Genomic DNA, 17772 nt, shown 5'->3' with positions numbered 1-17772 from the left:
GGGGAATTTTAATGAATGCAGAATTTATGCAAGCATTTGAACAGCTAGGAAAAGAAAAAGGGATTGCACCTGAAGTACTGTTTGATGCCATTGAAGCCGCTTTAATTTCGGCATATAAACGCAATTTTGGCTCAGCTCAAAATGTACGAGTATCGTTAGACAGAACTACTGGTGAAATACATGTATATGCGCGAAAAAATGTCGTTCAAGATGTTAGTGATACGCGTCTTGAATTGTCTCTTAGTGAAGCTAAGGCAATTGATCCGCGCTATGAGCTTGATGATGTGGTTGAACTTGAAGTTACACCGAAGAATTTCGGACGTATTGCCGCTCAAACGGCTAAGCAGGTTGTCGTACAGAGGATCCGGGAAGCTGAACGGGGAATGATTTATGAAGAGTTTTCCAATCGGGAAAGCGATATTGTAACAGGTATTGTCCAGCGCATTGAGCAGAAAAATGTATTTATTGATTTGGGTAAAGCTGAAGCTATTTTAGCGCCATCTGAGCAGATTCCGGATGAGATATACAAACATGGTGACCGACTGAAGAGCTACATTGTTGAAGTTAAAAAGACAACTAAAGGGCCACAAATCCTGGTGTCTCGAACCCATCCAGGACTTTTGAAGCGTTTGTTTGAACTGGAAGTCCCTGAAATTCACGATGGTGTTGTTGAAATAAAATCAGTAGCACGTGAGCCTGGTCTAAGATCTAAAATTGCTGTTTATTCCCGTGATGAAACAGTTGATCCGGTAGGTTCGTGTGTAGGCCACAAAGGGATGCGGGTACAAACGATTGTTAACGAGTTAAAAGGGGAAAAAATTGATATTGTCAAATGGAATGCCGATCCGGCAAAATATATAGCCAATGCTTTAAGTCCCGCAAAGGTAGTTTCAGTAGAGGTTCAGGAAACAGAAAAGATGTCTCGGGTAGTTGTGCCTGACTACCAGCTGTCGCTGGCTATAGGTAAAGAAGGACAAAATGCCCGTCTTGCTGCTAAGTTAACCGGCTGGAAAATTGATATCAAGAGCGAATCACAGGCTGCTCAATCGCCAGCCTTTTCTCCAAGTCCAGTGCTGGAGGAATTGGTGTGAAGCCGAAAAAAATTCCTCTCAGAATGTGCGTTGGTTGTCAAGAAATGAAATCAAAAAAGGAATTGCTGAGAGTTGTCAGAACGCCAGAAGGGGAAGTTGTGCTTGACCCAACCGGAAAAAGAGCCGGAAGGGGTGCATACATGTGTCGTAGTGAGCAGTGTTTAACCAAAGCTTTTAAGGAAAAGCGGCTGGAAAGAGCTCTTAAACACCAGATTGCTGAAGATGTTTATAATGCACTCAGGGCTGGAATTATAGAATGAATGAGCAAAAGCTAACGTCAATTCTCGGCTTGGCTCAAAAAGCAGGTAAAGTAGTATCTGGCGATTTTGCTGTGCAGGGTGCTATCAAATCAGGTAAAGCTAGGCTGCTTATTATTGCCAAAGATGCATCTAACAGTACCAAAAAAGAATATCAATATCAAGCCGAATACAGGAATATTGCCGTTTACTGCGCTTTGTCAAAAGAACAGTTAGGCGGTTCTATAGGAAAAGCATTACGGGCAGCTGTAGTTATAACCGATGAAGGTTTTGTTAAACTCGTTGTCCGAGCTCTCGAAGAGTAAACGAAATGTTGCCGTGGGAGAGAAAGAAAATGGGGGTGGATCAATGTCCAAATACAGAGTATATGAATTAGCCAAGGAATATAGTACTACCAGTAAAGTTATTATAGATATTTTAGGACGCCATAGTATCGCTGCAAAGAATCATATGAGCAGTGTGGACGAAGATGCAAAGGTGGCAATTGAGAGGACTTTTGCACGGAAGACAGGAGCGCCCGAGCAATCGAATACTGCTCGCGCGACACACCCTGTTCAGCCGGTAGCTAGAAACGAACAACGTGAAACACCGCCGCCTGCAAAAGAGGTACATACTACTAGTCCGGAGTCACAAAATCGGCCGAATTACAATCAGCAACAACAGCCGCAAAATCGGCCAAATTACAATAATCAGCAGCAACAGCCGCAAAATCGGCCGACCTACAATAATCAGCAGCAACAGCCGCAAAATCGACCGACCTACAATAATCAGCAACAACAGCCGCAAAATCGGCCAAACTACAATAATCAACAACAACAACCGCAAAATAGGCCGGCCTACAATAATCAGCAACAACAACCACAGAATCGGCCAAGCTACAATAATCAGCAACAGCAGCCGCAAAATCGGCCAAATTACAATAATCAGCAACAACAGCCGCAAAATCGGCCAAGCTACAATAATCAGCAACAGCGGCCACCTCAGCGCCCGCAGCAAAACGGCACTGCAGGTCCCGAAAACAGACCTGCCGGACAGCAAAATTCGCAATTCCAGAATAACAATCGTCGACCACCTAATAATTCGCGGAATAGCGGCAGCTCAGGCCCGGGAAACAGGAACTCACAACAGCGTTCTAATCAACACAGACACCAGCCTAGCAGAGCTCAGTCCGCACATGTTAAGGCTGAGATGCCTAAACCTAAGAGCATTAAAATTGGCGAATCGATTACTGTTAAAGAACTTGCTGGCAAAATGGGCCGGGAAGCCGGCGAAGTAATCAAGAAACTAATGATGTTGGGTACGATGGTTAGCATTAACCAGGAAGTTGATTTTGACACTGCCACTATCTTAGGCGGCGAATTCGGGGTTGCTGTAGAAGCAATTCCGCCGGAAGAAGATCCAACAGAAATTCCTGAAATTGAAGATGATGAAAAAGACTTGGTTTATCGCCCACCAGTTGTTACCGTCATGGGTCATGTTGACCATGGTAAAACCTCACTCTTAGATTCTATTAGGCAAACTCATGTTACTTCTCAGGAAGCAGGCGGAATAACTCAGCATATTGGTGCTTATCAGGTAATATGTCAAGGCAAAAAAATTGTCTTTTTAGACACCCCTGGTCACGAAGCATTTACTGCCATGCGCGCACGCGGCGCACAAGTGACTGATATTGCTATTCTGGTAGTAGCCGCAGATGACGGTGTTATGCCTCAGACTATTGAAGCTATCAATCACGCTAAATCTGCAAAAGTTCCAATTATTGTAGCAATTAACAAAATGGACCGCCCGGGTGCAAATCCGGACAGGGTCAAGCAGCAGTTAGCTGAGCACCAGTTAATACCTGAAGATTGGGGCGGCGACACGATTATGGCGCCGGTGTCTGCCCATCAAAAAACAGGTATTAACGAACTACTAGAAATGATTTTATTAGTGGCTGAGATGCTTGACCTCAAGGCAAACCCGAATCGCCTTGCTTATGGTACCATTATTGAGGCCAAACTTGATAAAAGCCGGGGTCCTGTATCCACTGTTCTGGTGCAAAAAGGCACGCTTAGAATTGGTGATACGATCATTGCCGGAACAGCCTATGGTAAGGTTCGGGCAATGGTAAATGACCGTGGTGAGAAAGTGAAAAAAGCCGAACCGGCTACACCTGTAGAAGTACTTGGTTTGGCAGATGTTCCGCAAGCTGGCGACACTCTGGTAGCTGTTGATGAACGGACGGCTAGAGCTGTAGCTGAAAAACGTATTGCCAAAAAGCGTACAGAGGAAATCAAGCAATCACAAAAAGTCTCTTTAGATGATTTATTTAAGCAGATTCAGGAAGGTAGCTTAAAGGATCTCAATATCGTAGTTAAGGCAGATGTGCAGGGCTCTATTGAGGCTCTCCGTCAATCACTACTTAACATTAAAAATAGAGAAGTTAGGGTAAACATTGTTCATGCAGGTGTAGGTGCTATCAACGAATCTGATGTAATGTTAGCCGCTGCTTCAAATGCCCTTATCATTGGCTTCAATGTTCGTCCTGACGGTAATGCACGCAAGGCCGCGGACAGTGAGAAGATTGACATTCGACTATACCGGGTTATCTATGATGCCATTAATGATGTAGAAGCTGCGATTACTGGTATGCTGGCGCCCGAGTTTAAAGAAGTCATTTTAGGACGTGCAGAAGTACGCCAGGTAATCTCTGTTCCTAAAGCAGTTGTTGCAGGATCGTATGTCCTTGAAGGGAAAATAACCAGCACCGCCCAAGTACGGCTTATCCGAAATGGGATTGTTGTACATGAAGGGAAGCTTGAATCACTGCGCCGATTTAAAGATGATGTTAAAGAAGTTGCACAGAACTATGAGTGCGGCATAACTATTGAAAAGTTCCGTGATGTTAAAGAAGGCGACATTATTGAAGCATTCACAATGGAAGAAGTTGCACCACGGGCTTAAACGTATGTTTATATAGCGGAGGAATTACTATGGGACAATTGCGGGTAGAAAAGGTTCAGGAATTTATCAAGCAGGAAATTAGTAAAATGATTTTGACTGAACTTAAAGATCCTCGTATTGGTTTCGTAACTGTTACCAGAGTGGAAGCTACTGGCGATTTACGCAGTGCTAAGGTATATATTAGCCTTATGGGCAGCGATGACCAAAAAGCCGAGACCTGGGCTGGGCTTACGAAATCATTAGGTTATATGCGTGCTGAAATAGGTAAACGCATTCGCATGAGATTTGCTCCCGAATTGTCGCTTCACCTTGATGAAACACTAGAATACAGTGCGCGCATTCAGGAACTAATCTTGAAAATTAAGCAGGAAGAAGGCAATCAGTAACAGTGGAAGTGTCTATTGCACACAGTGCCAAGCTGCTAAACGAAGCTAATAATATTGTACTTACTGCGCATATCCATCCTGATGGTGATGCATTAGGATCGCTTCTTGCGCTGAATGCATACCTATCAGCCAAGGGAAAGCAGGTCAGGATGCTGCTTGATGATGAAATTCCCCGAACCTTTAAATTTCTTTCAGATTGGGAGAAAATAGAGAAACCAGACAGTTCAGAAAGTGAAGCTGATTTGCTGGTAGTGCTTGATTCCAGCGATTTGGAGCGAATCGGCAAAGTCCGCAATGCTGTGAAAGCCCCTGTACTAAATCTGGACCATCATATATCTAATCTTAAGTTTGCTGACTTCTGGTATGTAGATAGTCAAGCAGCGGCTACTGGTGAAATAATCTTTAAGCTTCTTAAAGAAGTGGACGCCAATATTACAGCTAGTATGGCTACAGCGTTGTTTACGGCAATAGCGACTGATTGCGGTTTCTTTCGGTTTGCCAATACCTCTACAGAAACGCTTAAATACGCCTCTGAGTTGGTTTCCTTGGGGGCCAAACCCCATATTATTTCTGAACATCTTGATACTAAACCGTTGGCTGTTATTGAAATATTGCCTAAAGTGCTTGAAACATTGGAGATAGTTGACTGTGGTCAAGGCGGGCAAATAGCGGCATTGACGTTAAGACAAGAAATATTGGCCAATCTTAGGGAAGATACTGAAGGATTTATTAATTATCCACGTAACATTGAGGGTGTTGAAATCGCCATCATGTTTAAGGAAGCGGATAATGGTATAAGAGTAAGTTTGCGCTCTAAAACGGTCGATGTTAGCAAGATCGCACTCGCTTTTGGCGGTGGCGGTCATGCACGGGCGGCTGGCTGTACTGTGACAGAGCCTCTTAACAGGGCTAAGAGGCTGATTATAGAGGCATCGAAAAAACAGTTAGCTAAAGGGTCTAAGATTGAATGATGAAAAGTGGTCTAATTAATGTTCTTAAACCTCCAGGCATGACATCCCATGATGTGGTTGCGTTTGTGCGGAGGCTTTATGGCATAAAACGTGTTGGGCATGCCGGTACTTTGGATCCGGCAGCAGCTGGGGTTTTGCCGGTATTCATCGGCAATGCCACTAGACTAGTCGAATATCTGGCCGATGCAGATAAAAGTTACCGGGCGGAGCTTACTTTTGGTTTTGAAACAGATACTGGTGATGATACGGGGCAGATTATTAATAGTCATCCGTATACCCGGCCAAATTTGCGCCAAATAGAGGAAGTATTGGCTTCTTTTATTGGTGTTAGCGAGCAAATTCCGCCCATGTACTCAGCTATCAAAATTGGCGGTAAAAAGTTGTATGAACTGGCCCGCGCAGGCCAAGTTGTTGAACGAAAACCACGTAAAATTGTAATTGACGATCTCTCTCTTGTGACAGAATCCGAAACGGGCATTGTTTTTGACGTAACTTGTTCTAAGGGAACATATATTCGCACACTTTGTGCTGATATTGGCCACCGGCTGAACTGCCTGGCAGTAATGAGCTTTCTGGTCAGAACACGGGTAGGGAGCTTCTGCTTAGAACAGTCCTTAACACTCGAAGAAATTGCCGCTAATAAGGAACAGGCCGTTCAAAATGCTGACAACGTTCTTACTCATATACCTGCTATATTTTTATCTGAGCAAGAATCTCAGGCGTTAAAAAACGGACGCAGTATCTGTTGTGTGAAAAGCGGTGCTGATTTACTAAAAATATATGATTATCAGAAAAATTTTATAGGAATCGGTCGGGAAATATGTCAGAGTGAAGATCATGCAACACTGACTCCAGTAAAAATCTTAAGTCCGGATCGGTAACGGTCCGGATTCTTACATAGGCGTCAATGAGGAGAAACAGAACAGTATGAAAGTCTTTACCCGGATAGAAAACGTACGTCAGTATCCTCCAGTCTTTATAGCATTAGGAACTTTTGACGGTATTCATATTGGTCATCAGGCAATCATCACGCGTACTGTTGAACAGGCTAAAAGCAAAAACTGTTCTAGTGCTGTGTTTACCTTCAGCAATCATCCTCTTAATGTGCTTGATGCTGACCGCTGTCCGCCGCTCATTGTGACTAATCAGGAGAAAGTTAATCTAATTGCAGATTTGGGTGTGGACATGTTATTTAATGTTCCTTTTAATACGGAACTTTTACAGTTATCTCCTGAAAAGTTTCTAGAGAAATTAGTAAATAACATTAATCTTAGACATGTCATCGTAGGTGCAAACTTTACCTATGGATACCGTGGTGCTGGAACGCCAGCATTGTTAACATCTTTCGGCTCTAGACACGGCTTTACTGTCGATGTAGTAAGTATGGTGGATGTGGAAGGGGTTATTGTAAGCAGCACTACCATTAGACAACTGGTTGCTGATGGTGCTGTCAAGCAGGCTGCAGATCTACTTGGCCGGCCAGCAACTATTACTGGAAAGATTATTGAAGGTGATCAGCGGGGTCGGAATCTAGGTTTTCCTACAGCAAATTTAGCTATTCAACAAGGCCTCTTAGTGCCTGCTGATGGGGTTTATGCCGTTTATGTAAATGACGAAACAGGTAGAAAATTCAATGGGGTTGCTAATATCGGCAATAATCCTACTTTCACCAGGCAAACTCGGCGAATAGAGGTACATATCTTGGATTTTGACCGTATTATTTACGGGCAGCAGTTAAAAGTACAATTTCTTGACCGAATTCGGGGCGAGATTGCGTTTACTTGTGTTGAGCAACTCAAACAGCAAATGAAGGCTGATATTGAATTCGCTCGAAAATATTATTTTGTATAGTTAACAAGGTTTACACATCATAAATTTTATGGTAAAATATATTTTAGTGATTTGATCACTAAATTAACCGTAGCGAGGATAATCGAGTCTCCGGCGATGTCTTGGCTAATGGGGATAAGTAAGCAAAAGGAGGTGAACCATCGTGTTGACACCTGAAAACAAACAGAAACTAATCGAAAAATATCGCGTACACTTAAATGACACCGGATCTCCGGAAGTTCAGATTGCTATTCTTACTGAACGGATAAATTATCTGACTGAGCATTTAAGAGAACACAAAAAAGACCATCATTCTCGTCGTGGTCTATTGAAAATGGTTGGTCAACGCAGAGGTCTCTTGAACTATCTGCGTGAAAGCGAGATTGAGCGCTATCGTACAATCTTGGAAAAACTTAACCTGAGAAAATAATAAAAAAGCGGTTTATCCGCTTTTTTTATTTATTTTCCAGGTTAAAGAAAAATAAAAAAGGGAATAATAAGAAAAATGTCGAACAGTTAATCTTTGCTAAAAGAAAAGGGGTTTATCAGAGGAGGAAAACAAAATATGGAAAAATTCCAAATGGAATTAGGTGGCCGGCTCTTGGTCATAGAATCAGGTAAAATGGCCAAGCAAGCCAGCGGTGCTGTGCTGGTACGCTATGGTGATACGGCTGTATTGGTGGCTGCAACCCAATCAGCGGAACCGCGGCCAGGTATTGACTTTTTTCCCTTAACAGTTGATTATGAAGAACGTTTGTATTCGGTAGGTAAAATTCCTGGTGGCTTTATCAAGCGGGAAGGACGCCCAAGTGAGGCTGCTATTTTAGCTGGTCGTTTAATCGATCGGCCTCTTCGACCGCTATTTGCTGATGGTCTGCGTAATGATGTTCATGTCGTAGCCACAGTAATGTCAGTTGATCAGAATAATCCTCCGGATATTGCGGCCATGATTGGCGCATCTTGTGCATTAGGGATTTCTGATATCGTATTCAATGGACCTATTGGTGGCGTACGGGTTGGATTACTGAACAACCAGTTTATTTTGAATCCTACTATTGACCAGCAAGAGAAAAGTGATCTTAATTTAGTAGTGGCAGGTACCAAAGACGCTATTTTGATGGTTGAGGCAGGGGCTAATGAGTTATCTGAAGAGACCATGCTTGAAGCTATTATGTTCGGGCATGCTGCTATTAAAGAAATAGTGGCTTTCCAAGAAGATATTATTGCTAAAGTTGGCAAACCCAAGAAAGAAAAACCGCTGTACGAAGTTCCGACCGAAATTGATAGTGCTATGCGTGAATACGTAACTAGTAACTTAAAAGTGGCTGTAGCTAATTCAGATAAACTCGAGCGTGAGGAGAATATTAAACAGGTTAAGAGTGACGCTATCACACATTTCCTTTCAATTTATCCCGATAAGGAAAAAGATATTAATTACATGTTTCAAAAAATACTCAAAGAAATTGTCCGGAAAATGATTACTGTGGATAAAGTCCGTCCTGACGGCCGTAAGATTGACGAAGTAAGACCAATTACTTGCGAAGTAGGTCTTTTGGCGCGTACTCATGGTTCTGGCTTGTTTACTCGCGGTCAAACTCAAGTCTTTACTATCACCACTTTAGGGGCAATCGGGGACGAACAGATTCTTGATGGTCTTGGCGTCGAGGAATCAAAACGTTACATGCATCATTACAACTTCCCGTCATTTAGCGTAGGCGAAACCAGACCTTCACGTGGTCCGGGTCGCCGTGAAATAGGCCATGGCGCTTTGGCTGAGCGTGCGTTGTTGGCTGTTATTCCTTCAGAAGTTGAGTTTCCATATACTATTCGATTGGTGTCGGAAGTAATTGAGTCCAATGGTTCAACATCCATGGGCAGTGTATGTGGTAGCACATTATCGCTAATGGATGCAGGTGTACCGATTAAATCACCGGTATCTGGGGTTGCTATGGGCTTGGTCAAAGATGGTGATTATTATACAATCTTGACTGACATTCAGGGTATGGAAGATGCGCTTGGCGATATGGACTTCAAAGTGGCGGGTACTGCTCAAGGCGTGACTGCTATGCAGATGGACATGAAAATATCCGGTATTACCAAAGAAATTTTTGTAGATGCGTTGGCTCAGGCTAAACGTGGTCGAATGCATATCATGGGTAAAATGCTTGAGGCTATCAACGAGCCTAGAAAAGAACTATCACCTTTTGCACCACGCATTATTACCATGGAGATTGATCCGGATAAAATTCGTGATGTTATTGGACCAGGTGGCAAGACAATTAAAAAGATTATTGAAGAAACAGGTGTTACCATCGACATTGAGGATGATGGTAAAGTATTTATTGCCGCCGTTGATGTAGAGGCTGGTCAGAAAGCAGTACGTATCATCGAAACTTTGGTACGTAGTGTGGAAGTTGGCACTACTTACAATGGCAAGGTCACACGGTTAATGAATTTTGGCGCATTTGTTGAAATCCTTCCTGGTAAGGAGGGGCTTGTACACATTTCTCAACTGGCGCGTGAACGTGTCGCCAAAGTGGAAGATGTGGTTAAAGTAGGCGATGAAATTATGGTTAAAGTAACGGAAATTGACCGCCAGGGCCGCATTAACTTATCGAGGAAAGAACTGTTAAAAGCAGAACCACGAGAAAACAATCCTGAAGGCACAGAACAATAATAACAATAGCGGGGACTTGGCGTAAGCCAAGTCTTTTTATTTTGCTCATAAATAACTTTAAACACTAATACACTGTACTACATGTAAGTAGCTGGCAGGAGTTGATTTATATGCAATGTAAAATGGTAGTCGTAGGAAAAATTCGCTATTGGTACGTGTATTTTGCTGTTGGTGTTTTTATGACAGTAGCTATGTTATCAGGCAATCTCCAGCCACTGATAGCTACTAGCGAGCTCCCGGCAGTACCGCCGCCGATTTTCCAGGGCAATCTATCTCAACCTCAAGTGGCTCTGGCTTGCAATGTTTTCTGGGGTGAGGAATATCTCCCAGATATGCTAAAAACGCTTGATGAAAATAATGTTCGTATTACTTTTTTTATTGGAGGAAGCTGGGCTAATAGATATCCTGAGATACTTAAAGACATAGCTAATAGAGGACACGAATTGGGCAACCATACGTATAGTCACCCTCATCCCAATAACTTGAGCAAAGAAAAAAACAAAGAACAGATTATAAAAGCCGAAGAACTTGTAACTAATATTACGGGAATAAAAACTAACTTATACGCACCGCCTTATGGCGAATATAATAATACAGTACTACTGGCTGCGCAGGAGCTAAATTATACTACTATTATGTGGAGCATTGACACAGTCGATTGGAAGCGGCCGCCACCCGAAGTTCTTAAAGAACGAGTGCTGAAAAAACTTCATAACGGCGCTATTATTCTAATGCACCCAACAGCGCCTACGGCTCAGGCTCTACCAGGCCTTATCGCGGAAATTAAAAAACGCGGATATACGATTGGTACAGTATCTGATATACTAAAATAACAAAAACAGGCAGGTAAAAACCTGCTTTTTTTATTGCTTAATTCCAGTAAGTGTGATAGTATAGTGTTTACATAAAACATAATATGTAATTATCGTGCTCATCTGCTGGAATGGAGGCTGATATAATGAGCAAGTATAAGAATTTAATATCCTGGCTAGTAATGGCGGTTTTCATGATAACTATCATGCTGCCGATTACGCCGGCGTACGCATTTTCAGTATCTGATTTATTGGGACAAACTAGTGGTTCCAGTGATTCTGGCGGTGCGACCGGTATGAGTACAGGTCAAGGTATGCTCAATATTCTGCTGGGGCTAATCATGGGTAAGTTCATGGGGAATGCTTTCAACACCTCTACCGATGGGAGTGCCAAAGGCAATTCTGCCAGTGGCTTAATGAATGCTGCACAGAAAGAATTGGTCGGATTTTATGCCGAATGGTGGGGAACAGATACTTCTTCTTATGACTCCATGATGAAAAATGCTGATGCCATTAAAACAATTGCACCATTCTGGGCTACAATGCAGGCTGATGGTACAGTTACTGACCGTGGCGGCAATGATCACTCCTTAGTGGCCAAAAATGCCCGCCAGAAAAATATATCAGTATTGCTTTTGGTTAATAACGCTAAACAGGATGGCGACATCCCGCCTATTCATACCGTACTGTCGAATCCGGCACTTCGGGCTAAAGCAATAGAGAACTTTGAGGCTTATATTAAAAAGTATGATCTTGATGGCATCAATATTGACTTTGAAATGGTGCCTGCCGAAGATCGTGACAACTTGACCGCATTTATGCGCGAGCTTTATGCCCGGCTAAAACCCCAGGGATATATTGTGTCACTTGATGTTTTCCCAAAACAGGATGAAAGCAATGATGTGGCAGCTGCATATGATTATGCGGAACTGGGCAAATATGCCGATAAAATTATGATTATGACTTATGACAATCATGGCACATGGAGCGGTCCAGGACCAATTGCCGATATCCGATGGGTAGAAAATAACCTTAAATATGCGCTGAAGTTTATTCCTAAAAACAAGCTTTACCTTGGTATCGCGGCTTATGGATATGACTGGTCATCCCAAGGTGTTCAGTCTTTAGAGTTTAAGGCAGTAATGGATCTGGTTCAGCGTAATAGTAAAGAAGTGCAATGGGATGACACTTCAAAATCTCCGTATTTTAGCTATACCGCAGCTGACGGTACAGCCCATACAGTTTGGTTTGAAAATAGCGAGAGTTTGAAGTATAAGCTGGCGCTGATTACCAAATATGATATTGCTGGTGCCGCCATGTGGAAACTTGGCGAAGAAGATCCGGCTTTTTGGCCGGTATTGCGGGACAAGTTCCGCAAATAGTAAAAATATCGACACAGGAGGTTTGCTGTGTATAACAAAAAAATATTAACAATTTTGTTGCTTTTTATCTTAGTAATTAATGTAGTGGGTCCAGTACAAGTCAGTCATGCTGCGGCTTTAGATAGTGTAATTGGTACTTTGTCGGCTTCGAGTGTCCCTTCAACTGATGGCGGGTCTAATGTATTCGACAAGCTGTTTAGCTTACTATTCGATAAAATCCTTGGCCCAATATTGAACATTTTTGGTGGCGGTAAAGCTACGACTACTTCACCGGGTAATCCAGTAAAAGTAACACCGCTTCCACCTAAAGGAGGAAATTCGGGTATTGCAGACAGCGGTGTACTACGGGGAAAAATTATTGTTGTTGACCCCGGTCATGGCGGCAGCAATCCCGGTGCTGTAGCTAATGACACCAGAGAAGCTGATAATAACTTGGCTGTCAGCTTAAAACTGAGGGACAAGCTGATTAACGCCGGAGCCAAAGTAGTTATGACTAGAGAAACTGACCGCACAGTGGCACCTGAAGGCAGCTCATTAGGTCAGGAATTAGCTGCGCGGGTAGATATTGCTGAAGCTAACAATGCGGATATGTTTATTAGCGTCCACTCAAATTCTAACCCCGACCCATCAATTTATGGGACTATGACATTCTTCCCGGACGGCAAGTCATCTAAATTGGCACTTGAAGTTCAAGACAATATTATTAGAGAAACCGGCGCTGTAGACAAAGGAACTTCCTCGGCTACTTTCTACGTTCTGCGTAATACTACAATGCCTAGCATTCTAGTTGAGATGGGTTTTGTAAGCAACTCAAGCGAAGCCCGTAAGCTACAGGATGATAGCTACCGGAATAAAATAGCCCAGGGTATTTTTAACGGGATGGTAAAATACTTTAATAACTAAAACTTAAATCTTATTCAAAACAGAGAAAAACGTTAATTCGAAATCTCTGTTTTTTTCTTTAGCAATTTTAGGTATAATAAGGAATATAATTAGCTGGCATGTTATTTTTATCTGACCTTACTGGTGATAAAAATAAGCAAGGCCTTCTTATTTGGCGTTAATGAAAAGGAGATTTTATGTATCAAAAGTCAGTATTGCCTAACGGAATCCGTATTGTTTCCGAAACAATTCCGTATGTTAAATCAGTTACGATGGGTATATGGATTGGAACAGGATCAAGGTTTGAAGAAGAGTATAATCATGGGATTTCCCATTTTATCGAGCACCTAATGTTTAAAGGCACTGCCAAGCGCTCGGCAAAAGACATAGCCGAAACGGTAGATGCTATCGGCGGTCAGCTCAATGCTTTTACTGCCAAAGAATATACTTGTTATTATTTAAAAGTTTTAGATTCTCACGCGGATTTAGCTATGGATGTTTTAAGTGACATGCTGCTCTCGTCGAAGTTTGCAGAAGAAGATATTGACCGGGAACGCGAGGTTGTGCTTGAAGAAGTTCACATGTATGAAGATTCACCGGATGAATTGGTGCATGATATTCATCTTGACACTACCTGGCCTGGACATCCACTTGGGCGGAATATTTTAGGCACAACTGAGTCAATTGGCCGGTTCAATCGTAAGCTGGTAACAGAGTACTGTCAGAATTTCTATACAGCTGACAACGTAGTTATTGCTGCATCCGGCAATCTAACACATGAAGAATTAGTGGGGTTAGCTTCACACTACTTTACTGCTATGACAGGAGAAAGACGAGAATTGGCAATAACGGCGCCAACGCTTACTCCGGCCAGAACTATTATAAGTAAAGATATCGAGCAGGTGCATGTATGTTTAGGTACGGTGAGCGTGCCGCAGAATTATCCGGAAATATATCCGGTGTATATCATGAATAATATTTTGGGCGGAGGGATAAGCTCCAGGTTATTCCAGTCTATTCGTGAAGAACGCGGATTGGCTTACTCAGTATATTCATATCAGAATAATTATAAGGATGCTGGCCTGCTCACCGTATATGCAGGAACTCGTCCCAGCAATGTCAATCAGGTGTTGGATCTTATTATGGAAAACTTAAGAGAATTGAAAAACAAGGGCATAAGTCAACAGGAGTTGGTTAAGTCTAAAGAGCAAATAAAAGGAAGCTTACTACTCGGCCTGGAGAGTTCAAGTAGCCGAATGTCGCGAATTGGTAAGATGGAAGTCACTTTAGGGAAATTTATTTCATTAGATGAAGTTGTTAGCAAAATAGATAAAGTAACGCTGAATGATATTAACCAAATGATTGATCGCATGTTTACTACTGAAAACTTATGTTTTACTGCTCTTGGACCTGTTGATTCCAACACTATTAATACTAATTTCAAATTTTAGTAAGGAGATATTATGGTTAGAGGTTTTGAAATAGTTAGTCAGTATGTGGGCTGTGGAATTACCTTGCCTGTTCGTAAGACAGTGTCAAGCGCTGGTTATGATATTGCTGCAGGACAAGATGCAACTTTGTCCCCGGGAAAGGTTACATTAGTACCTACAGGTCTTAAAGCCTATATGGGGAGCGATGAATATCTAGGTATTCATATCCGCTCTGGGCTGGCAGTTAAGCAAAGTCTGAGTTTAATTAACGGTCAGGGAATTATTGATGCTGACTATTATAACAATCCGGATAATGAAGGCCATATTTTAATTGCAGTATTTAATCATGGCGATCAACCGGTGGTAATAACTAAAGGTACTCGATTAGCTCAGGGGATTTTCTATAAATATTTAATAGTTGACAATGACCGCCCCGGCGGAGAGCGTCTGGGTGGTTTGGGCAGTACTGGCCAATAAAACTTCAAGGGATTTTCCCTTGAAGTTTTTTCATAATTTGTTTTAAGCTGCATATACATTGGTAGAAGTAGCTTAAGGGGTGGTTCTGTGTATACCTGGGCAGCATTAGTTGCGATTAGTCTGGCTATTATGTGGTCAATTTGGCTGCGTGTTTGCCGCTGTCGTGCCGCGCTAGACAACCTACCGCAAGTTGAACCACGACCATCACCGTTTTCCACTGCAGTGCAGGAATTGGTAGCTACTGCTGGCGGCGTCTATCTTTCTTTAGTAATGATTGTTTCATTCTTGAAGCTCGAACTGCCCGAACGGATAACAATAAACATACTCTCTTTCGATCCTCTGGCAATGACAGCTATTGGAGTCGCGGTTATTCAACCGGTTATTAGTAAATTATTTGGGGATAAGTAGGTGAATTAATGCGTATAAGCGAAATGACTGGTAAAGAAGTTATCAATCTAGGCGATGGCACTCGACTAGGTACAATTGGCGAATGCGATTTGACTTTCGATAGTCACACCGGCGCTATTAGTGGATTAATATTGCCAAAACATAAAACAGTATTTCAATTTTTAAGTGACAGCCAGATAACAACGATACCGTGGCACTCTATCAAACGTATTGGTGACGAAGTTGTTATTGTCGATTTGAATAATGCTTATGACCGTATGTATTCAAGATTTGGTCGGGAATAAAAAATCAGGTGTTGGTTAAACCTAACAGTAGACTGAATATCAGACTAATGTTAGGAGGCTTTATCGATGACGACAACAAATAGTAGCAATCAAGCAAATGCTGTCAATCAGACAATGGCTCAGAATGAAGGTCAGGCCGGAAACGCCTTGGTCAATAGCTATACCAATGCCCAGACTCAACAACCAAGCTCTGCGTCTAAGACTCAGTCTGGAGCAATGCAGGCGGGTGGACAAGGCGTTAAGAGTGTAATTGGTGTATTTAATTCCCGCGATAATGCAGAGAAAGGTGTTAATGCACTTAGATCACAAGGGTTTACAACTGAAGAAATCAATATTGTTTCCAAGAACAAAGATCATCGAACCCAGGAGGGGAGCGAATATTTTGAGGATGATATTGCTGACGGTGCGCTGACAGGCGGCACTTTGGGCGGTATTGGAGGTCTGCTTTTAGGTGCGGGCGCTTTGGCCATTCCTGGGGTAGGGCCAATACTCGCAGCAGGCCCGATTGCTGCCGCTTTAAGTGGAGCAGTAGCTGGCGGCATCGCAGGTGGGTTAATTGATTGGGGGATTCCGGCCGAAGCTGGCAAGCGTTATGAAGAGCAGGTTGCACAAGGTGGAATTCTTGCTATTATCCGCTCTGATGCTGCTAAGGTTAACCAAGCCGCTCAGATACTTCGGCAACATGGTGCTAAAGATGTCGAAACTCACGCGATAAAATAACTGGGGTTTACCCCCGGTTGTTATTTGCGAGTATTACAGTTTTCAATATTTATTGACAATACTGGAACCTTTAGTATAAAATGTGTATAAAATGAATAAGCAACATCCTGTACAGGATGAAGTAGAGGTGCGGGAGTCAAGAGTACTTTCAGAGAGAGTGGCATCTATGACCTGAAAGAAAAGGGGCGACCGCCGAAGTAAGATAGACTGCCGGGTCTTCTTATTGGTCTTACATCAAATAGGTTTAAGACTGTCACCATTACTTGGTGGAGCGCTATCTCATCTGATCAGGGGAAGATATATTTATATTTTTCTATGGTCAGAAAAACGTTGCCAATAGGCAGCTGGTGAGAAATGCGCTCACCGGCTGCTTTTTTTATTAACAGGAGGTGGATAGCGCTTGATTAGAGTAATGGTTTGTGGCGCTTATGGTAAAATGGGACGGGAAGTCTTACGGGCAGTTCATAAAGATCAGCATTTGAGTATAGTTGGTGCAGTAGACACAAACTCCGATTTCGCCGATGTAGGGGATATAATCGGAGCAGGAAAGACGGGGGTAACTGTTGGCAATGATTTAACTACGGTTATCAATGAAACAAAACCTCAGGTAATGGTTGATTTTACCAACCCGGAATCGGTAATGAAGAATATCAGAATTGCAATAAAAAATGGGGTATGTCCCGTAGTTGGCACTACCGGTCTAGCGGAAACCGATTTAGACGAAGTTCGCGAGCTTTGTGCGGCTACTAAGGTTAATGCAATTATTTCACCTAATTTTTCAATAGGTGCTATTTTAATGATGAAACTGGCGCAAGAAGCTGCAAAATATCTACCGCATGTTGAAATTATTGAGATGCACCATGATCAGAAACTTGACGCTCCTTCTGGTACAGCACTTAGAACTGCTGAACTCATTACAAAAGTAAGGGGAGAAATGCGCCAAGGCCACCCCGATGAGGTAGAGAAACTAACAGGCTCTCGTGGTGGTGATCTAGCGGGAATCAGGCTGCATAGTGTACGTCTGCCAGGTTATGTGGCTCACCAGGAAGTCATTTTTGGCGGTTTAGGCCAAACTCTTACAATTCGTCATGACTCAATATCGCGGGAATCCTTCATGCCAGGAGTAGTACTGGCATGTAAGAAAGTGCTAACTGTTGACGGATTAATTTATGGTCTTGAGGATATAATGGGCTAAAGTTTTATAAAGTAGCACAAGATAACG

The 17772-nt window shown here is 42.6% G+C and carries 19 protein-coding genes and 1 riboswitch; all 19 genes read left to right on the top strand.

The features are described 5' to 3' along the window. Positions 1-11 precede the first annotated feature (11 nt). The 19 genes from nusA to dapB all read left to right on the top strand — a co-directional run bounded on the left by nusA (position 12) and on the right by dapB (position 17745). Positions 12-1091 (top strand): transcription termination factor NusA, encoded by a 1080-nt coding sequence (gene nusA, locus VN447_RS08355; RefSeq protein WP_325524631.1) that lies wholly within the window; start codon positions 12-14, stop codon positions 1089-1091. Next, positions 1088-1351 carry an RNase P modulator RnpM gene (rnpM, locus tag VN447_RS08350; RefSeq protein WP_325524630.1) on the top strand — a complete coding sequence of 88 codons (264 nt, stop codon included), beginning with the start codon at positions 1088-1090 and terminating at the stop codon, positions 1349-1351. The genes nusA and rnpM overlap by 4 nt, the downstream gene beginning before the upstream one ends. Further along, positions 1348-1653, top strand: a complete 306-nt coding sequence (locus tag VN447_RS08345; RefSeq protein WP_325524628.1) for a L7Ae/L30e/S12e/Gadd45 family ribosomal protein — start codon at positions 1348-1350, stop codon at positions 1651-1653. Before rnpM ends, VN447_RS08345 begins: the two co-directional genes overlap by 4 nt. Before the next feature lie 43 nt (positions 1654-1696). After that, positions 1697-4291: a translation initiation factor IF-2 gene (infB, locus tag VN447_RS08340; RefSeq protein WP_325524627.1), complete on the top strand. Its 2595-nt coding sequence runs from the start codon at positions 1697-1699 to the stop codon at positions 4289-4291. Between the two features lie 29 nt (positions 4292-4320). Beyond that, positions 4321-4677, top strand: a complete 357-nt coding sequence (gene rbfA / locus VN447_RS08335; RefSeq protein ID WP_325524626.1) for a 30S ribosome-binding factor RbfA — start codon at positions 4321-4323, stop codon at positions 4675-4677. Positions 4678-4679: 2 nt separating this feature from the next. Further along, positions 4680-5648, top strand: coding sequence for a bifunctional oligoribonuclease/PAP phosphatase NrnA (locus tag VN447_RS08330; protein ID WP_325524624.1), 969 nt, complete (start codon positions 4680-4682; stop codon positions 5646-5648). Then, the gene (gene truB, locus VN447_RS08325; RefSeq protein WP_414714898.1) at positions 5648-6529 is read left to right on the top strand and encodes a tRNA pseudouridine(55) synthase TruB; all 882 of its coding nucleotides are present in this window, start codon (positions 5648-5650) and stop codon (positions 6527-6529) included. Before VN447_RS08330 ends, truB begins: the two co-directional genes overlap by 1 nt. Positions 6530-6575: 46 nt before the next feature. Then, a complete protein-coding gene (locus tag VN447_RS08320; protein ID WP_325524622.1) occupies positions 6576-7499 on the top strand; it encodes a bifunctional riboflavin kinase/FAD synthetase in 924 nt (307 codons plus the stop codon). 139 nt (positions 7500-7638) lie between these two features. Then, positions 7639-7908, top strand: a complete 270-nt coding sequence (rpsO, locus tag VN447_RS08315; protein WP_325524924.1) for a 30S ribosomal protein S15 — start codon at positions 7639-7641, stop codon at positions 7906-7908. Positions 7909-8043: 135 nt separating this feature from the next. After that, a complete protein-coding gene (locus VN447_RS08310; RefSeq protein ID WP_325524620.1) occupies positions 8044-10155 on the top strand; it encodes a polyribonucleotide nucleotidyltransferase in 2112 nt (703 codons plus the stop codon). A gap of 110 nt (positions 10156-10265) precedes the next feature. Continuing rightward, positions 10266-10988, top strand: a complete 723-nt coding sequence (locus tag VN447_RS08305) for a polysaccharide deacetylase family protein (protein WP_325524619.1) — start codon at positions 10266-10268, stop codon at positions 10986-10988. 125 nt (positions 10989-11113) lie between these two features. Then, on the top strand, positions 11114-12349 hold the full coding sequence (locus VN447_RS08300) for a glycosyl hydrolase family 18 protein (RefSeq protein WP_325524617.1): 1236 nt from the start codon (positions 11114-11116) through the stop codon (positions 12347-12349). A 27-nt stretch (positions 12350-12376) separates the two neighbouring features. Then, the gene (locus VN447_RS08295; RefSeq protein WP_325524616.1) at positions 12377-13252 is read left to right on the top strand and encodes an N-acetylmuramoyl-L-alanine amidase; all 876 of its coding nucleotides are present in this window, start codon (positions 12377-12379) and stop codon (positions 13250-13252) included. 176 nt (positions 13253-13428) lie between these two features. Next, positions 13429-14682, top strand: coding sequence for a pitrilysin family protein (locus tag VN447_RS08290; RefSeq protein WP_325524614.1), 1254 nt, complete (start codon positions 13429-13431; stop codon positions 14680-14682). Positions 14683-14691: 9 nt separating this feature from the next. Continuing rightward, positions 14692-15138, top strand: coding sequence for a dUTP diphosphatase (locus tag VN447_RS08285; RefSeq protein WP_325524922.1), 447 nt, complete (start codon positions 14692-14694; stop codon positions 15136-15138). Positions 15139-15225: 87 nt separating this feature from the next. Beyond that, a complete protein-coding gene (locus VN447_RS08280; RefSeq protein ID WP_325524613.1) occupies positions 15226-15546 on the top strand; it encodes a hypothetical protein in 321 nt (106 codons plus the stop codon). 8 nt (positions 15547-15554) lie between these two features. Next, on the top strand, positions 15555-15830 hold the full coding sequence (locus VN447_RS08275) for a YlmC/YmxH family sporulation protein (protein ID WP_325524612.1): 276 nt from the start codon (positions 15555-15557) through the stop codon (positions 15828-15830). Between the two features lie 66 nt (positions 15831-15896). Continuing rightward, positions 15897-16550, top strand: coding sequence for a general stress protein (locus VN447_RS08270; protein WP_325524610.1), 654 nt, complete (start codon positions 15897-15899; stop codon positions 16548-16550). Between the two features lie 114 nt (positions 16551-16664). Next, a riboswitch (Lysine riboswitch) is annotated at positions 16665-16835 on the top strand. A gap of 115 nt (positions 16836-16950) precedes the next feature. Then, the gene (gene dapB, locus VN447_RS08265) at positions 16951-17745 is read left to right on the top strand and encodes a 4-hydroxy-tetrahydrodipicolinate reductase (protein ID WP_325524609.1); all 795 of its coding nucleotides are present in this window, start codon (positions 16951-16953) and stop codon (positions 17743-17745) included. The last annotated feature ends 27 nt before the right edge of the window (positions 17746-17772 follow it).

It is taken from the genome of Sporomusa sp., assembly GCF_035561155.1.
Classification (GTDB): domain Bacteria; phylum Bacillota; class Negativicutes; order Sporomusales; family Sporomusaceae; genus Sporomusa.
This window is presented reverse-complemented; position numbering and strand designations above follow the sequence as displayed.

Coding starts and splice junctions, on each gene's coding strand:
- rbfA (WP_325524626.1), top strand. CDS start 4,321: ATGGGACAATTGCGGGTAGAAAAGGTTCAGGAATTTATCAAGCAGGAA.
- VN447_RS08310 (WP_325524620.1), top strand. CDS start 8,044: ATGGAAAAATTCCAAATGGAATTAGGTGGCCGGCTCTTGGTCATAGAA.
- infB (WP_325524627.1), top strand. CDS start 1,697: ATGTCCAAATACAGAGTATATGAATTAGCCAAGGAATATAGTACTACC.
- VN447_RS08305 (WP_325524619.1), top strand. CDS start 10,266: ATGCAATGTAAAATGGTAGTCGTAGGAAAAATTCGCTATTGGTACGTG.
- nusA (WP_325524631.1), top strand. CDS start 12: ATGAATGCAGAATTTATGCAAGCATTTGAACAGCTAGGAAAAGAAAAA.
- truB (WP_414714898.1), top strand. CDS start 5,648: ATGAAAAGTGGTCTAATTAATGTTCTTAAACCTCCAGGCATGACATCC.
- VN447_RS08345 (WP_325524628.1), top strand. CDS start 1,348: ATGAATGAGCAAAAGCTAACGTCAATTCTCGGCTTGGCTCAAAAAGCA.
- VN447_RS08290 (WP_325524614.1), top strand. CDS start 13,429: ATGTATCAAAAGTCAGTATTGCCTAACGGAATCCGTATTGTTTCCGAA.
- VN447_RS08270 (WP_325524610.1), top strand. CDS start 15,897: ATGACGACAACAAATAGTAGCAATCAAGCAAATGCTGTCAATCAGACA.
- VN447_RS08275 (WP_325524612.1), top strand. CDS start 15,555: ATGCGTATAAGCGAAATGACTGGTAAAGAAGTTATCAATCTAGGCGAT.
- VN447_RS08300 (WP_325524617.1), top strand. CDS start 11,114: ATGAGCAAGTATAAGAATTTAATATCCTGGCTAGTAATGGCGGTTTTC.
- VN447_RS08320 (WP_325524622.1), top strand. CDS start 6,576: ATGAAAGTCTTTACCCGGATAGAAAACGTACGTCAGTATCCTCCAGTC.